13 protein-coding genes and 1 pseudogene are annotated in these 16,371 nt (G+C 66.0%); 4 read left to right on the top strand and 10 right to left on the bottom strand.

The window, feature by feature from the left end; translation table 11 throughout:
• Positions 1-25: 25 nt before the first annotated feature.
• Complete coding sequence (locus tag ACH49N_RS03715) at positions 26-835, top strand: hypothetical protein (RefSeq protein ID WP_358273992.1); 810 nt, start codon at positions 26-28, stop codon at positions 833-835.
• Here the strand turns inward: ACH49N_RS03715 and ACH49N_RS03710 are convergent.
• The 8 genes from ACH49N_RS03710 to ACH49N_RS03675 all read right to left on the bottom strand — a co-directional run bounded on the left by ACH49N_RS03710 (position 801) and on the right by ACH49N_RS03675 (position 9,443).
• A complete protein-coding gene (locus ACH49N_RS03710; protein WP_358273991.1) occupies positions 801-1,886 on the bottom strand; it encodes a ferrochelatase in 1,086 nt (361 codons plus the stop codon). The two genes, ACH49N_RS03715 and ACH49N_RS03710, sit on opposite strands and share 35 nt — an antisense overlap.
• Positions 1,887-1,934: 48 nt before the next feature.
• Positions 1,935-2,732, bottom strand: coding sequence for an NADH-dependent enoyl-ACP reductase InhA (gene inhA / locus ACH49N_RS03705; protein WP_358273989.1), 798 nt, complete (start codon positions 2,730-2,732; stop codon positions 1,935-1,937).
• Between the two features lie 45 nt (positions 2,733-2,777).
• Positions 2,778-3,527, bottom strand: a complete 750-nt coding sequence (fabG1, locus tag ACH49N_RS03700; RefSeq protein WP_109330183.1) for a 3-oxoacyl-ACP reductase FabG1 — start codon at positions 3,525-3,527, stop codon at positions 2,778-2,780.
• A 58-nt stretch (positions 3,528-3,585) separates the two neighbouring features.
• A complete protein-coding gene (locus ACH49N_RS03695) occupies positions 3,586-4,566 on the bottom strand; it encodes a VWA domain-containing protein (protein ID WP_159922606.1) in 981 nt (326 codons plus the stop codon).
• Positions 4,563-5,537 carry a DUF58 domain-containing protein gene (locus tag ACH49N_RS03690; RefSeq protein WP_159922608.1) on the bottom strand — a complete coding sequence of 325 codons (975 nt, stop codon included), beginning with the start codon at positions 5,535-5,537 and terminating at the stop codon, positions 4,563-4,565. Before ACH49N_RS03690 ends, ACH49N_RS03695 begins: the two co-directional genes overlap by 4 nt.
• Complete coding sequence (locus tag ACH49N_RS03685; protein WP_358274162.1) at positions 5,534-6,703, bottom strand: MoxR family ATPase; 1,170 nt, start codon at positions 6,701-6,703, stop codon at positions 5,534-5,536. The genes ACH49N_RS03690 and ACH49N_RS03685 overlap by 4 nt, the downstream gene beginning before the upstream one ends.
• A gap of 204 nt (positions 6,704-6,907) precedes the next feature.
• Entirely contained in the window at positions 6,908-8,428 is a 1,521-nt protein-coding gene (locus ACH49N_RS03680) for an NlpC/P60 family protein (protein ID WP_358274161.1), read from the bottom strand.
• Between the two features lie 409 nt (positions 8,429-8,837).
• On the bottom strand, positions 8,838-9,443 hold the full coding sequence (locus tag ACH49N_RS03675; RefSeq protein ID WP_358273987.1) for a DUF6676 family protein: 606 nt from the start codon (positions 9,441-9,443) through the stop codon (positions 8,838-8,840).
• Positions 9,444-9,748: 305 nt separating this feature from the next.
• Between ACH49N_RS03675 and acnA the strand changes: the two genes are divergently transcribed.
• Positions 9,749-12,553: an aconitate hydratase AcnA gene (gene acnA / locus ACH49N_RS03670; RefSeq protein WP_159922613.1), complete on the top strand. Its 2,805-nt coding sequence runs from the start codon at positions 9,749-9,751 to the stop codon at positions 12,551-12,553.
• Positions 12,554-12,733: 180 nt separating this feature from the next.
• On the top strand, positions 12,734-13,300 hold the full coding sequence (locus ACH49N_RS03665; RefSeq protein WP_358273986.1) for a helix-turn-helix domain-containing protein: 567 nt from the start codon (positions 12,734-12,736) through the stop codon (positions 13,298-13,300).
• Positions 13,301-13,313: 13 nt separating this feature from the next.
• On the opposite strand, the gene ACH49N_RS03660 is transcribed toward ACH49N_RS03665, so the two are convergent.
• On the bottom strand, positions 13,314-13,529 hold the full coding sequence (locus ACH49N_RS03660; protein ID WP_109335127.1) for a helix-turn-helix domain-containing protein: 216 nt from the start codon (positions 13,527-13,529) through the stop codon (positions 13,314-13,316).
• A gap of 72 nt (positions 13,530-13,601) precedes the next feature.
• Positions 13,602-15,233 (bottom strand): ABC-F family ATP-binding cassette domain-containing protein, encoded by a 1,632-nt coding sequence (locus tag ACH49N_RS03655; protein ID WP_109335128.1) that lies wholly within the window; start codon positions 15,231-15,233, stop codon positions 13,602-13,604.
• A 127-nt stretch (positions 15,234-15,360) separates the two neighbouring features.
• Here ACH49N_RS03655 and ACH49N_RS03650 point away from each other — a divergent pair.
• Positions 15,361-15,801, top strand: a pseudogene (locus ACH49N_RS03650) (SDR family oxidoreductase); the annotation flags it as partial.
• Positions 15,802-16,371: the final 570 nt, after the last annotated feature.

Raw genomic sequence — 16,371 nt, 5'->3', positions numbered from 1 at the left:
CCACGCCGACATATGCTCGTTTATCGTGACTTCACCCAGCGCCACTCTCACCGTGTGGGCCAGTGCCTGGCTCGCCGGGAACAGTGCACCCGACGACGTCATCGACGCTCTGCATGCGTGGGCGCCGATGCATCTGGTCTGCGCGGGTGACCATGTGACGGCCGGCCGCACCGGCCTGCCCTGGCCCGACCCGCAGGACCGGGGTGCCGCGGCGTTGTTGCAGACGATCCGCCGCGCCATCTCCGAGCCGGACACCGAGATCCGGCTCGTTCTACCCGGCCCGGGCGATGTGCGCGGCATTCCCGCAGGAACCACCTTCGCGGCCGCAGCGGTCAGTGCCGGCGAAGGCATCCTCATCGGGCCCCAGGGCCGTCCCGGAACGGGTCTGGTACCCCACGTGGAAGGACCCGACGTGCTGCGCTGGACCGTCTCCTGCCTCGAACAGCTTCCCGTCGACGCTCATCACACCGGTCTCGGCGAGGCCGAGTTCACCATGCGGGAAACGGTGCGCGACGCCGCGGCAGCGCTCGAAACCCTGCACATGCTCGATTCCGGCTTCGGCGCCGACCCGCGTGCCCTCATCGCGGATGCGTTGGCCGAGTCGGCGCTGCACCGGTACCCGGCCACCATCCCGGCCCGCGCCCTCCGAATCCTGGACTCCGCGGATCAGGTGGCCGCCATCCTCACCGTCGCCGAGCAGATGGCGCCGGCCCGGACCGTCACCGCATCGGCCGCAGCCTCCCTCGAGGACCTGCTTCGCCCACTGCGTTCCGCCGTGCGTTCGGCCCGAACCGCCGCAATCAATGCGTGTGCGCGGGACGCCCGGCCGGCCTGACCACGGCCTTGCAGCAGTCGGCAGCACAGGACCTGCCGTCGGCAGTAGAACCGAGGAGCGGTTCGGTACCGAGACGCCGGGCCGGTCTACCGTCGAGGTGCTCGCCCATCAGCTCCAGCACGAGTTCGGCGAAACAAGGATCCGTACCCGGAGTGGCCGCGCGCACGAAGTCGATACCCACGTCGGCAGCCTTCTCGCGGGCCTCGGTGTCGAGGTCCCACACGACCTCGAGATGGTCCGAGACGAAACCCACGGGGCAATTGATGACCGAACGCACTTCCTGGGCGGCCAGAGCCTCGAGGTGATCACAAATATCCGGCTCGAGCCACGGCACCTGGGGTGGGCCGGACCGGGACTGCCACACCAGGTCGAAGTCGCCGAAGTCGGCGGCGTGCGCGATCAGGCGCGCCGCCTCGGCCACCTGCCTGCTGTACAGATTGCCGCCCTCGTCGGGAGGGCCGGCGTTGGCATCCGCGGCGGCAGGTACCGAATGCGCCGTGAAGACCAGACGGGCGCCGGCGCGGGTTTCGGCCGGAAGCTGCGTGGTCGCCTCCCGCACCGCATCGGCGAACGCGTCGATCAGGAGGGGATGGTCGTAGTACTGGCGCAGTTTCACCAAGTGAGGTGCCGCGTCCCCGAAGGCGGCGCGCGCCCGTGCGATGTCCTCGTGATACTGACGGCAACCCGAATACCCGCCCCACGCCGACGTGGGAAACACCAATGCCGACCGGACACCGTCCGCGGCCATCTGCGCCACCGTGTCCTCGACCATCGGATGCCAGTTGCGGTTCCCGAAATAGACGGGCAGATCGACACCGGCATCGGACAGTGCCGCCTCGACCCGGGCGATGATGTCGCGATTGAGCGCGTTGATCGGCGACACACCGCCGAAGTGAAGGTAGTGCTCGGCCACCGCGTCGAGCCGCTCCGGCGGCACTCCCCTTCCCCGGGTCACATTCTCGAGGAAGGGTCGCACGTCCTCAGGCTTCTCGGGACCGCCGAACGACAACACGAGAAGGGCATCGAACTGTGTTTCCCGTTTCTGGACCATGGTGCCAATCCTGCGCGCTGCCGTCGGTGATCCTTACTGCGGGTCCTGCTACCCGGCCATCGCGTGGGCGCCGCCGTCGACGTAGATGATCGACGCCGTGGTGCCGGGCAGCCAGTCGGACAGGACGGTGCACACGGTCTTCGCGACCGGCTCCGGATCGTCGACGTTCCAGCCGATCGGCGCCCGCTCGGACCAGGCGGTGTTCAGCTTGTTCATCTCTTCGGCCGGTCCGGTGGCGGTGCCGGCGATCGCTTTGGCGGCGAGCGTCTTGATCGGTCCTGCGGCGACCAGGTTGGAGCGAATCCCGCGCTCGCCCACCTCCTTGGCCACATAGCGGTTGACCGACTCGAGCGTCGCCTTCGCCACACCCATCCAGTTGTAGAACGGCACGGCGCGCGCCGGGTCGAAATCCATGCCGACGATCGAAGCACCGTCGTTCAGCACAGGAAGCAGCGCTTTGGCCACCGACGCGTACGAGTAGGCGGACACCTCGAAAGCGACCCCGACGTCCGACCACGGTGCATCGAAGAACGGGCTGCCCAGGCAGGACCGCGGCGCAAAGGCGATGGAGTGCACCACACCGTCGATACCCTCCGGGGCGAGTTCGCGAACCCGGTCGGCGAGCGACTCGAGATGTGCGGGGTCCTGCACGTTCAGTTCGATGGCCGGCGGCACCGGCTGCGGCAGGCGCTGCGCGATGCGGTCGATCAACCGGAGACGGTCGAACCCGGTGATGATCACCTTCGCGCCCTGCTCCTGCGCCACCTTCGCCACGTGAAAGGCGATGGACGCGTCGGTGATGATGCCGGTGACGAGAATGGTCTTACCTTCGAGCAATCCGCCCATGAGGTGTCCTCCTGTAGGAAAAGTCCGGGAAGTGAAGTGGGTGGGTCAGTGACCCATGCCCAGGCCGCCGTCGACGGGGATGACCGCGCCGGACACGTAGGCCGAATCGTCGGACGCCAGGAAGCTGACCACCGCGGCCACGTCCTCCGGCTGGCCGACGCGCTGCAGCGGGATAGCCTGCACGGCCATGTCCCGGTACTTGTCCTCCATCGCTGCCGTCATGTCGGTGTCGATGAACCCCGGGGCGACCACGTTCGCGGTGATCGATCGAGAACCCAACTCGCGGGTGAGGGACCGCGCGATGCCGACCACACCGGCCTTGGAGGCCGCATAGTTCACCTGGCCGGGTCCGCCCGCGAGACCGACGACGGAACCCAGGAACACGAAACGGCCCCAACGCGCCCGCAGCATCGACCGGGTAGCCCGCTTGGCGACCCGGAATGCCCCGGTGAGGTTGGCGTCCACGACGCTCGTGAACTGCTCCTCCGACATCCGCATGATGAGGGTGTCGTCCGTGATCCCCGCGTTCGCGACCAGTACCTCTACCGGACCCTGATGCTCCTCCACTTCCTTGAAGGCGCGGTCGATCGACTCGGCGTCGGTGACGTCGCACTGGACGGCGAAGAGCCCGTCGGGCGCACCCGAACCGCGGTGCGTGACGGCGACCTTGTGGCCGTCCGCCGCGAGACGCTGCGCGACGGCGAGACCGATCCCACGGTTACCGCCGGTGACCAGCACCGAGCGAGGAGAGGACACCGTCCTTACCGACGAGTCAGTAGATTCTGGGTTAGACATGGGGAACAACCTATCTGTTCGAACATCGCTGGAAGAAAACGCCGGTCCGAATGGAACGTCAGGGCAGGCGTTGACGCAGAACAAGTGCAAGGATCAGCCCGGCGGTCGCCGACAGGACCCCGAGCACCAGCCAGGGCCGGCTGGCATCGCCACGGGTGGTCTCGAATCCGATCTGTTCCTCGAGGGTGTCGTAGACGTCACGCAACTCCTCGAGGCTGGACGCGGTGAAGAAACTTCCCCCGGACAGGGAAGCGATCTCCCGCAGAGACGGGTCGTCGACCGGCACCGGAATCCGCTCGTCCTCGATCTCGACCTTGCCGTAGCTGGTCCCGAAGGAGATGGTCGAAATCGGTACGTCCTTCTCCTTGGCCTGGCGCGCCGCAGTGAATCCGCCGCGGGGATCGTCCGGATTCTCGGGCACCGTCTGCTTACCGTCCGACAGCAGCACAATGCGGGCCGGTGGGGCCTGATCGCTGCCGCCGAGCACCGCTGCCAACGTCTCGATCGACTGCAGCGACGTGAAGATCGCCTCCCCCGTCGCGGTGCGCTCACTCAACTGCAGATTGTCGATGGCAACCTTTGTCGCTTCCCGATTTGTCGTCGGCGAGACGAGCACCGACGCCGTACCCGCGAAGGCGACGAGACCCAGGTTGATGCCCGGGGTCAGGCCGTCGGCGAACGACTTCGCCGCATCCTGGGCGGCGGCCAACCGGGTCGGTTCCACATCGGTTGCCTTCATCGAGAGCGAGACGTCGATGACGAGAATCACGGTGGCCCGGTTACGCGGAACCCGTTTGTCCTCGGTGGGTCCGGCGAGCGCGACGCTGAAGAACACCAGCGCCAGCACCATCAGCAACGCCGGAACGTGGCGAATGCGGCCCGGTCTGGACGGCGCCACCTTCTCGAGCAACGCGAAGTTCGTGAACCGCAGGGTGTGCTTGTGCCGTTGCCGCTGCACCCACACGTACCCGGCCACCAACGCAGCCACGACGAGGAGGAAGAGCAACCACCAGGGCGAGGTGAATTGAGAAAGGCTCACCGGCGAGCCCTCTGCGTCGTCGCGGTTCCGAAACTGTGCTTACGCGCCGAGACGAACCGGACGACGTCCGCGATCCAGTCCCGGTCCGTCCGCAGACTGAGCACCGGTGCGCCGCAACGTCGCAACGATTGCTGCACCTGCAGGCGATGTTCTTCCGCGGCCCGCGCGAAATCGGCGCGCAGCTGCGGTGTGATCGAGAATTCGCGGGTCCGTCCGGACTCCGGATCGTGCAGCACTACATCCCCTATGTCGGGTAGTTCCAGATCGCGCGGATCGAGCACCTCCACGCCGAGGACGTCATGGCGACCCGAGATTGCCCGCAGTGACCGTTCCCAGTCGATCGGCCCCAGAAAGTCGCTGATGACGACGGCGAGGCCCCGGCGCCGCTGAGGCCGGCGCAGCGACTCCACCGCGCTCTGCAAGTCGCCCCGGACACCGTCCGGGGCGTGCGGGGTGGTCGCGATCTGCCGCAACATGGCCTGGGCGTGAATGCGGCCACCGCGCGCAGGGATGCGGGTGGTCTGTGCACCGGTGGCCACGATGGCACCGACCCGGTTGCCCCCACCACTGGTCAAGTGGGTGACAGCCGCAGCAGCGGCCACGGCGAGGTCCCGTTTCTCGCAACCGGCCGTGCCGAAGTCGAGGCTCGAGGACAGGTCGATCACCATCCACGTCTCGAGTTCCCGGTCGGCCACCGACTGGCGAACATGCGGATGCGTGGTCCGCGCCGTGACCGACCAGTCCATCTGGCGGACGTCGTCGCCGGGCTGGTATTCGCGGGCATCACCCGGCTCGGAGCCCGGCCCGGGAATCAGACCGAGATGATCCCCGTGCAGCACCCCGTCGAGGCGTCGACGAACGGTCAGCTCCAACGTTCGCAGCGCGGCGGACAGTTTCGGGTCGCGCAGCTCGCCGGAACGAAAGGACGGCGGTGGGCCGGCGCTCTGCGCGCCGGCAGTACGCGCACTCACCGTGGCTGGCTCATTGCCGTCGGTCCGGGCACCGACGCAACCGGACCGGGTCCGGGATGCCCGGCCGGAGCGACCTGCGCAGTGGGCTGAGCGGCGATCTGCGGGAGCCCCACGGTCTGCAGAACCCGTGAGATGACGTCGTCCGGGGACACCTCGTCCGCCAGGGCGTCGTAGGACAGAACGAGGCGGTGACGCAGCACGTCCGGAATGACCTCCAGGACATCCTGCGGCACGACGTAGTCACGCCCCCGCAGAAGTGCCAGTGCGCGCGCCGACGAGATGATGCCGAGAGTGGCACGGGGCGAAGCTCCGTACGCGATCCAGCCGTCGACATCGGCGAGGCCGAACTGTGCCGGGGTACGGGTGGCCGCGATCACCCGGACGACGTAGTCGACGAGCGCATGATGCACGAACACACCACTGGCCACCTTCTGCAGACGGACCAATTCCTCGGGATCGAGTACCTGTTGCGGCTCCGGCGCCGCGACACCCATGCGGTAGACGATTTCTCGCTCTTCCTCCACCGAGGGGTAGTCGACGAGAATCTTGAACAGGAACCGGTCGCGCTGCGCCTCCGGCAGCGGATAGACACCCTCGTTCTCGATCGGGTTCTGGGTGGCCATCACCAGGAACGGGTCCGGCATGTGGTACCGCTTGCCACCGATCGAGACGTGCCGCTCCGCCATGACCTCGAGAAGGGCCGACTGCACCTTCGCGGGCGCCCGGTTGATCTCGTCGGCGAGTACGAAATTGGCGACGACCGGACCGAGTTCGGTGTCGAACTCCTCCCGGCCCTGCCGGTAGATGCGCGTACCGATGAGGTCGGTGGGCACGAGGTCGGGCGTGAACTGGACGCGCGAGAAGGAACCGCCGACCACCTTCGCGAACGTCTCGACGGCGAGCGTCTTCGCGACTCCCGGCACACCTTCGAGGAGCACATGCCCCTTGGCGAGCAGACCGACGAGGATCCGTTCCACCAACCGGTCCTGACCCACGATCACCCGCTTGACCTCATAGATCGCGCGTTCCAACGTCTGAACGTCCGCAGCGAGGCTGGGCGCGACGGCGTTTGCCGCAGTCTTCGGGGCGGCGTTCTGCACGGATGCACTCGCCGCGCCGGGAGGGGACTGAGGGCCCGACCCGTTGGCCGCGCCACCATTCTTCACTCCGTCCGGCGACGCCTTCGCGAGCGTCTCCTTCCGGGCTGCGCCCTCCGATACCGCATCATCACGTGAGGTCACCAAGAATCCACCGCTTTCACCTAGATCGTTCCGCCCGTTCACGTACTTGCTCAACTATTCCAGGTGCAAGCAACCCCCGCCGCAACCAAGCACGATCCGCACTGCGAACTACTTCGTCGACACCATGGCTTACGAGACCATACGCACAGCGTAGGGGGTCATGCCATCCCACCGCACGGGCGAAATCCGGACGGTGGATCCGGACTGCGGAGCCTCGAGCATTTCGTTGTCACCGAGGTACAGGGCGACGTGCTGACTGGCGTTGGGGCCGTAGAAGATCATGTCGCCGCGCTGCATCTCCTCCGAGGGCACCTGTTCACCGGCCGTGTACTGATACCCCGTGTAGTGCGGCAGTGAAATCCCGATGCCCGCGAAGGCATAGATCATCAGACCCGAGCAGTCGAAACCCACCTTGTTGAAATCGCCGTAACTGTCGGCGACACCCCCGTCGCGAATGCCTTTGGTCGGCCCGTTCTCGTCGCCGCCGCCCCACGCGTACTCGACACCGATCTGGGAAAGTCCCCGGTCGATCACCGTCTCGATCGCGGCGCTGCCGGTAAGGCCGGAGCCACTGTTCGACGACTCGCTGTCGGACTCGTCAGTCGTGGTCTCTTCGTCGTACTCGCCGGTCGACGTCTCGTCGTCGGCGGAGTAGTCCTCGCCTTCCTCGGTCGAGTCCTCCTCGATGGCGGTATGCGCCCGCTGACCGGCGGCGAGGGCCGCTGCGCGTTCGCGCGCCGCTTCGTTGGCCGCCACCCGGGCGGCGGCCTGCGCGGCCGCCTCACGGGCCGCCGCGGCGACAGCTGCCCTCTGAGCTTCCTCGGCCCGCCGCTGCTCGTCCCACGCCGCGTAGGCCTCACGCTGGCCTTGCAGTCCCGTGACGTTGCCGCGAGCCGCTTCCAGCTGGGCCTGCGCGGATGCTCGTTCGCTTTCGATCTGCGCCTTCTTGGCTGCCTGATCTTGCAAGGCCGCCCGGGCGATGGCGATGGCCTGCTCGGCGAGTGACTTCTTCGCCTCGGCCTGCTTGGCTGCGACATCCGCCTGCTGCTTCGCCTCGCGGGCCGAGGAGTCCCTGTTCGCCTGCTCCGTCCGCGCCCTCTGCAGTCCTTCGAGTACGGCGTTCTGGCTCGCCGCCAGAAGCTTCAACACCTGTGCACGGTCCAGGACGTCGCCGGGCCCCTTCGCCCCGAGATAGGTCGAGATCGACGAGACGTTGGTGCCCTGGGTGTAGCTCGATCGGGCGTACTTGTCGAAGTCCTTCTGGGCGAGCTCGATCTGCGCGCCCGCGTCCCGCAGTGCCTGCTGTGACGCCCCGACGACCCGCGCCGCAAGGTCGGCGGCACCACGCGCGTTCTGCAAATCCACGAGAGCGCGATTGACGTCTTCCCGTTTGATCGCCACCTCGTTGTCGAGCTGGGCGAGTTGCTGGTCGGCAGAAGCCACCCGGTTGATGAGATCGCTCACCTGCCCGACGCCCGCGGCTACTCGAGCGCCGGCCTGGGCGAGGTCGGAATCGGACGGATTGGGCGGCGGAGGAGGAACAGCGGCCGCCAAGCCCGGAGTGCTTCCCACCAGCGCCGCGACGATGCCCAGCCCGATGAGGAGGCGTACAGCTCGATGTCGCCTGCGGGAGAAGCCACGGTGCCCCAGTCCACCTCGTGCTTGTCGCTTCACAACTCTCTCCCTCGGTTCTGCACCGAACACGCAACCGCGCTCCACGCGAAGTGGCGCGCCGCGCCGTGCTCGTTGGGGGGAAGGAGATCCGGCAAGCCACATCGTTTCCGTGACTCGGACGACACCGATCGACACGAAAATTGCCGTCACCAATGACGTCAATGCACCGCCTGCGACACTTCTTCCCCAAGAGCGCCAAATGCACCGTACGACACTTGCGGACTCTATGGAAACTTTAGTCACAAATAACACATGGGTAATTTGACCAGCGGAAATGTGGAAAGAACGCGATCGGGGGCTGCTGTCGGCCATCGGTGCAGGCAGAGACGATCGAGGCCGAAGCGGATCGAATGCACCGCCGCGAACAGGTGAATCTATGCGTCGGTCACGGTTTCGGATGCTCTACAGGTGCGGACGTCGACGCGGCGGCGCCACTTCGGTCCCGCGGCGCCGAGTCCGGCGAGGCGCGCCGGCGTGATTTCGCGTAGAACGTCGCTGCCGCGGCGACAGCGACAACGGCCACGATCAGTGCCGTCATCAGCGCCCACGGCGGTCCGGGCGCGACGATCTCGTCCACGAATTGATCGGCCGCCACCACCGAGTCGCTGGTATAGGTGCGGTCCTGGCCTGATTCGAGCAAGACCCGGCTGATCGAGTCGCTGTACGTTCCGACCCAGCTAGGACTCAGAACGAGAACGGTGCCGCCTTCTTCCTGACCGACCTCGGTTGCGAGGTCGCGTAGTTGCGAGACGCGTTCCGGATCCTCGTCCAGAACCACGATGCTCAGCTCGATGCCGTGATCGGCGGCACGATCGACGACAGCGACGAGGTCCCTCACTTCGTCGGCCGGCGCCGAGACACCGTCATCGGACACATCGGTGACCACGTCCGCCACATCGAGGTCTTCCGGAAGATCCGCTGACAACGGCAGAGCCGTCGGAGCGGGAAATGCGGCACTGGAGGGAAGCACGGTGGCGACTGGGGCAGACATCTCTCATCCGGGTTTGCTGTAGGAACGTGGAGCCTCGCGTGAACACTACGTGAGGACAGGGCGATGTTTCGTTCCATCCGGCTGCACGGCTCGGCGGTGTCTGCTGAGATCGGGAGGTGACGGGAGTTTTCCCGCCCCGAATTCTCACAGGACAAGCGTACTGTTAGACTATCGGAGGTACCGCGGTATCAGCCGAGTCCGTTCATCGCTAGCACCACAGCGCGCCCGGATCAGCCTGCCCGCAGTGCCTCCAGCCGTCGACACAGCCCCGTCGGCGGCGACCCTCATAGACGAGTGGAGCTGACGTGAGCACGAGTATTGATTCGTTCGGCGCCAAAGGCACCCTCGAGGTCGGTGAGAACTCCTACGAGATCTTCCGCCTCTCGGCCGTGCCCGGTACCGAAAAACTTCCCTATGCACTGAAGGTTCTCGCCGAGAACCTGCTTCGTACCGAAGACGGCGCGAACATCACCGCCGACCACATCCGCGCCATCGCGAGCTGGGACCCGTCGGCTGAGCCGAACGTCGAGATCCAGTTCACGCCTGCCCGCGTGATCATGCAGGACTTCACCGGCGTTCCCTGCATCGTGGACCTCGCCACCATGCGCGAAGCGGTCACCGCACTCGGCGGCGACCCCGACAAGGTGAACCCCCTTGCGCCCGCCGAGATGGTCATCGACCACTCGGTCATCATCGACGTCGCAGGCCGCGCCGACGCCTTCGAGCGCAACGTCGACATCGAATACCAGCGCAATGGTGAGCGCTACCAGTTCCTGCGCTGGGGTCAGGGCGCATTCGACGACTTCAAGGTCGTCCCCCCGGGAACGGGCATCGTCCACCAGGTCAACATCGAGCACCTGGCACGCACCGTCATGGTCCGGAACGGCCAGGCGTACCCCGACACCTGCGTCGGTACCGACTCGCACACCACCATGGTCAACGGCCTGGGCGTGCTGGGCTGGGGCGTCGGCGGCATCGAGGCCGAGGCGGCCATGCTGGGCCAGCCCGTGTCGATGCTGATCCCGCGCGTCGTCGGCTTCAAGCTGACCGGTGAGATCAAGCCGGGCGTCACCGCCACCGACGTGGTTCTCACTGTCACCGACATGCTGCGCAAGCACGGCGTCGTCGGCAAGTTCGTCGAGTTCTACGGCAAGGGTGTGGCCGAGGTTCCCCTCGCCAACCGCGCAACTCTGGGCAACATGAGCCCGGAGTTCGGTTCCACCGCCGCGATCTTCCCGATCGACGCCGAGACCGTCAGCTACCTCCGTCTCACCGGCCGCACCGACGAGCAGCTCGCGCTCGTCGAGGCTTACGCCAAGGAACAGGGCCTGTGGCACGACGCCGACCGTGAGCCCGAGTACTCCGAGTACCTCGAACTCGACCTCGGTGACGTCGTCCCGTCCATCGCCGGCCCGAAGCGCCCGCAGGACCGGATCCTGTTGTCGGAGTCGAAGACTGCGTTCCGCAAGGACATCCACAACTACGTGGAGGAGAACTACCCCACGGGCCACTCGCAGCTCGACGAGGCCGTCGAGGAGTCGTTCCCCGCGAGCGACCCCGCCGCCCTGTCGTTTGCCGACGACGGTGCCGTCGACGTGCAATCCGCAGCCAACGGGTCCCAGGGACGTCCGAGCAAGCCGATCAAGGTCGTCTCCGAGGAGAAGGGCGAATTCGTCCTCGACCACGGTGCCGTCGTGATCGCCTCGATCACCTCGTGCACCAACACCTCCAACCCGTCGGTCATGCTCGGTGCGGCACTGCTCGCCCGCAACGCCGTCGAGAAGGGGCTGTCCGCCAAGCCTTGGGTCAAGACGTCCATGGCCCCCGGTTCGCAGGTCGTCACCGACTACTACAACAAGTCGGGCCTGTGGCCGTACCTCGAGAAGCTCGGCTTCTTCCTGGTCGGCTACGGCTGCGCCACCTGCATCGGTAACTCCGGACCGCTCGACGAGCAGATCTCGCAGGCCATCCAGGACAACGACCTGACGGCGACAGCCGTGCTGTCCGGTAACCGCAACTTCGAGGGACGCATCTCCCCCGACGTGAAGATGAACTACCTCGCGTCTCCCCCGCTGGTCATCGCCTACGCGCTGGCAGGCACCATGGACTTCGACTTCGAGCACGACGCCCTCGGTCAGGACACCGACGGCAACGACGTGTTCCTGAAGGACATCTGGCCCTCCCCGCAGGAGATCCAGGAGACGATCAACTCCTCGATCAGCCAGGAGATGTACGTCAAGGGTTACGCCGACGTCTTCAAGGGCGACGAGCGCTGGCGTGGTCTGCCTACCCCCGAAGGCAAGACCTTCGAGTGGGCCGAGGATTCCACCTACGTGCGGAAGCCACCGTACTTCGACGGAATGCCGAAGGAGCCGACCCCGGTCAGCGACATCAAGGGCGCCCGCGTCCTCGCGCTCCTGGGCGACTCGGTCACCACGGACCACATCTCCCCTGCCGGCAACATCAAGGCGGGAACGCCGGCGTCGCAGTACCTCGACGCGAACGGCATCGACCGTAAGGACTACAACTCCTACGGTTCGCGTCGCGGCAACCACGAGGTCATGATTCGCGGAACGTTCGCGAACATCCGTCTGCGCAACCAGCTCCTCGACGACGTCTCCGGTGGCTACACCCGCGACTTCACCCAAGACGGTGGACCGCAGGCCTTCATCTACGACGCGTCGCAGAACTACCAGGCCGCGGGTATCCCACTCGTCGTCCTGGGCGGCAAGGAGTACGGCTCCGGATCGTCACGTGACTGGGCGGCCAAGGGCACCAGCCTCCTCGGCGTCAAGGCCGTCATCACCGAGTCGTTCGAGCGCATCCACCGCTCCAACCTCATCGGCATGGGCGTCGTTCCGCTGCAGTTCCCGGCCGGCGAGTCCGCCGCGTCGCTGAAGCTGAACGGCACCGAGGTCTTCGACATCGAAGGCGTCGAGAAGCTCAACGAGGGTGTCACGCCGAAGACCGTCAAGGTCACGGCAACCCGTGAGAACGGCGAAAAGGTCGTCTTCGACGCTGTCGTTCGTATCGACACCCCCGGTGAGGCCGACTACTACCGCAACGGCGGCATCCTGCAGTACGTGCTCCGCAACATGATCAAGAGCTGAGGCGCACTAGGCGCTCCGCGCCTGTGAGCACTTTCGGCCCAGACCGGCACAAAGCGCTCACGACCACCGATAGTCGACCGTCTTGCCGACGGAGTGGTCGTGAGCGCTTTGCGCACGACGTGAGTAACCTCGCCCACGGCCGAAAGTGCTCACAGGCACCCAAACGAAGGAAGGGTGCCTGTGCCCAAGGTCAGTGAAGACCATCTCGCGGCACGGCGCAGTCAGATTCTGGACGGCGCCCGCCGATGCTTTGCGGAATACGGTTACGACGGTGCCACGGTCCGCAGGCTCGAAGAAGTGACCGGCCTGTCGCGCGGAGCGATCTTCCACCACTTCAAGGACAAGGACGGATTGTTCCTCGCGCTCGCACACGAGGACGCAACGAGGATGGCCGACGTCGTCGCGCAAGAGGGCCTCGTTCAGGTCATGCGCGACATGCTCGCTCAACCCGACCAGTTCGACTGGCTCGGCACCCGGCTCGAGATCGCCCGCCGCCTGCGCAACGACGCCGATTTCCGCCGAAGTTGGTCACAGCGCTCAGCTGAACTGACCGAGGCCACGATCGCGCGCCTCGCACGGCAGAAGTCGGCCGGACGTCTGCGTGACGACGTGCCCACCGACGTCCTGATCGGATATCTGGATCTCGTTCTCGACGGACTGGTCGCGCGAATCGCGTCGGGACAGGCAGGCGACAATCTCTCCGCCGTCCTCGACCTCGTCGAGGAATCGGTCCGGCGCCGGGACTGAACCCCAGGAGCCCTCAGGTCGGGCGGCGGTGAGCTCCACCCCTCCCCCGAAGCTCTACATGCGACTCGGCGAGCATGTTCCGTACAAACCCGTACGAACGTCCCATCTCCCGGGCGAGCGAGCGAATACTCGCACCGGCCTGGTACCGATCCTTCAACTCCGCCTGCAGATCGGCGCGGGGCGACCCCGTGATGCGAGCACTCTTGGCGAAAACACCGATGTCAGCCATGAATTCCTCCAGTCGACGAGCGACGGTGGTGGCTTCCACGGTAGAACGTCGCCGCGACGGGATCAACGCACGTCAGGCGAGCTGGATCAGTTCCAGATACTCCTGAGACCAGTGGTCTTCGGTGCCATCCGGTAGCAGGATGACCCGTTCCGGGTCGAGCGCCTCCGCCGCACCCGGGTCGTGTGTCACCAGCACCACAGCGCCCGTGTAGCTGCGCAGGGCATCCAAAACCTGCTCGCGCGACACCGGATCGAGGTTGTTGGTGGGCTCGTCGAGCAGCAGCACATTCGCCGACGACGACACCAGACCCGCCAACGCGAGACGGGTCTTCTCACCACCGGACAACGTGCCTGCGGGCTGCTCGAGCTGCGGACCGGTGAACATGAACGCCCCGAGCAGCGAACGCAGCTCCTGCTCCCCCGTGTCGGGCGCCGCGTGGCGGATGTTCTCCCACACCGAGGCATTGTCGTCGAGTGTGTCGTGCTCCTGCGCGAAATACCCGATCTTCAAGCCGTGCCCGGGGACGAGACCGCCGGCGTCCGGTGTCTCGACGCCACCCAGAATGCGCAGCAACGTGGTCTTACCGGCACCGTTGAGGCCCAGGACCACCACGCGGGAGCCCCGGTCGATCGCGAGATCCACTCCGGTGAAAATCTCGAGGGAACCGTAGACCTTGGTCAGGTTCTCCGCCATCAACGGCGTCTTCCCGCAGGCAGCGGGTTCGGGGAACCGAATGCGAGCAACCTTGTCGGAAACCCGTTCGGCATCGAGCTCGGACATCATCTTGTCGGCACGCTTCGCCATGTTCTGCGCAGCAACGGCCTTCGTGGCTTTCGCGCCCAGCTTCGCGGCCTGAGCGCGCAGGGCACCGGCCTTCTTCTCGGCATTGGCCCGCTCACGGCGCCGACGCTGCTCGTCCGTGGCCCGCGCGTCGAGATACTTCTTCCAGGTCATGTTGTAGACGTCTGCCTCACCGCGCACGGCGTCGAGGAACCACACCCGGTTGACGACGTCGTTGAGCAGTTCGACATCGTGGCTGATCACGATCAGTCCACCCTCGTGGCTCTGCAGGAACCCGCGCAGCCACGTGATGGAATCGGCGTCGAGGTGGTTGGTCGGCTCGTCGAGCAGAAGCGTCGTGTCCGACCGTCCGCCGCTGCCATCCGAGGCCGCGAACAGAATCCGGGCCAACTCGACACGGCGGCGTTGCCCGCCCGACAGGGTGTGCAGCTGCTGGCCGAGGATGCGGTCGGCGAGACCGAGACTGTTGCAGATACGCGCTGCTTCACTCTCCGCTTCGTATCCGCCCAGCGCGGAGAACCGTTCCTCGAGATTCCCGTACTTGCGCACGGCTTTATCCCGTTCGGCGTCGTCGACCACTTCGGCCATCAGAATCTGCTGCTTCTCCATGTCACGCAGCAACGCATCGAGGCCCCGCGCCGACAGAACGCGATCTTTCGCGAGAACGTCGAGATCGCCCTCCTTGGGATCCTGCGGGAGGTAACCGAGGTCGCCGGTCCGGACGACGGAACCGGCGTAGGGTTCGCCCTCCCCGGCGAGGATGCGAAGCGTCGTCGTCTTACCGGCACCGTTACGGCCGACCAGACCGATCCGGTCGCCGGGCTGCACCCGCAAGGCCGGCCCGGGCGCAGACAGCAACGTCCGCACTCCGGCTCGAACTTCCAGGTCGGTAGCGGTGATCAACAAGACTCCTAGGAAAAGCTCACATTTCGATGAGAAATACGCGCACAGAACGCACGAACCCCCGATTTTACCTCGAGCTTCTACCCAGCTAGAACACGCGTACCAGTGATTCCGCTAACGTTCGCCCATGGCTACGGACACAGGAGTGAACTCCTCGGCGGATCTACACGGACTCACCGCCCTCGTGACGGGCGCGAGCCGGGGAATCGGCAAGGCGATCGCGGCAGAGCTGCTCGCCAGCGTCGCGGGCATTCGTTCCACCGACGTAATCGCTGCGTATGGCGCGTCCAAGGCTGCGCTCATCCGGCTCACCGAAGAACTCGCGTGGCAACTCGGGCCCGGTATCCGCGTCAACGCCGTGGCGCCGGGAATCGTCAAAACGCAGTTCGCCACCGCGCTCGTCGCCGCCGGCGAAGAGCAGGTATCCGCCGGCTATCCGATGAAGCGGCTCGGCACACCCGAAGACGTCGCGGCCCTCGTAGCATTTCTAGTCTCACCTGCCGCAGCCTGGATCACCGGTGAAACCGTCCGCGTCGACGGCGGTCTCCTCGCTACCGGCTCGATGTAGCCCATCAGATCGGTGCCGGTGCATCTCCCCCACGACGTCAGCATTCCGTAGGGCCGCACGGCGTAGGCCGATCGCAGTCCCCACATCTCCGAGTGCAGATCGACTCCGCCCGCGCGGGCAGACCTGGGCGGCTGTCTTGTGCTGGTGCTGGCGGTAGTACGTCGAGTCGGAAACGGGGTTCTGAGGGTGATGACGATGCTTCAGGAATAACGGACCATGAAATAAATTCGGGATATTCCGGTGTTCCGTCCCATTCCGAGTCATATTGTGGATCCCACGGAGTTACCTCCGCGGGAATGTCTTCTTGCGCTCGCCGTGCCGACGCCCGGGAAGCGCAAAGGGCCGGCTATCGCGGCGGCGCGACTACTGCACTGCCGACTCCCCTACCCCGCCGGCAGTGCAGCGCGTGGGGCGTTCGGCCTCCCCCAATTCAGGTTCGGCACCGGCAGTGGCCTTTCGGACCGGTGATGTACGTGGGGTGCAGTGATGCTGGAAGGGGGTCACTACTGCCCCGCATCTACACCGCACAACTACCTGAATTCGGAAAATACTGCAGTTCCGTCCTGGCCG

The organism is Rhodococcus sp. NPDC019647 (assembly GCF_044389235.1).
Lineage (GTDB): Bacteria > Actinomycetota > Actinomycetes > Mycobacteriales > Mycobacteriaceae > Rhodococcus_F > Rhodococcus_F oxybenzonivorans.
The sequence above is the reverse complement of the archived record's forward strand: the minus strand, read 5'-3'. Positions and strand labels throughout refer to the sequence as shown.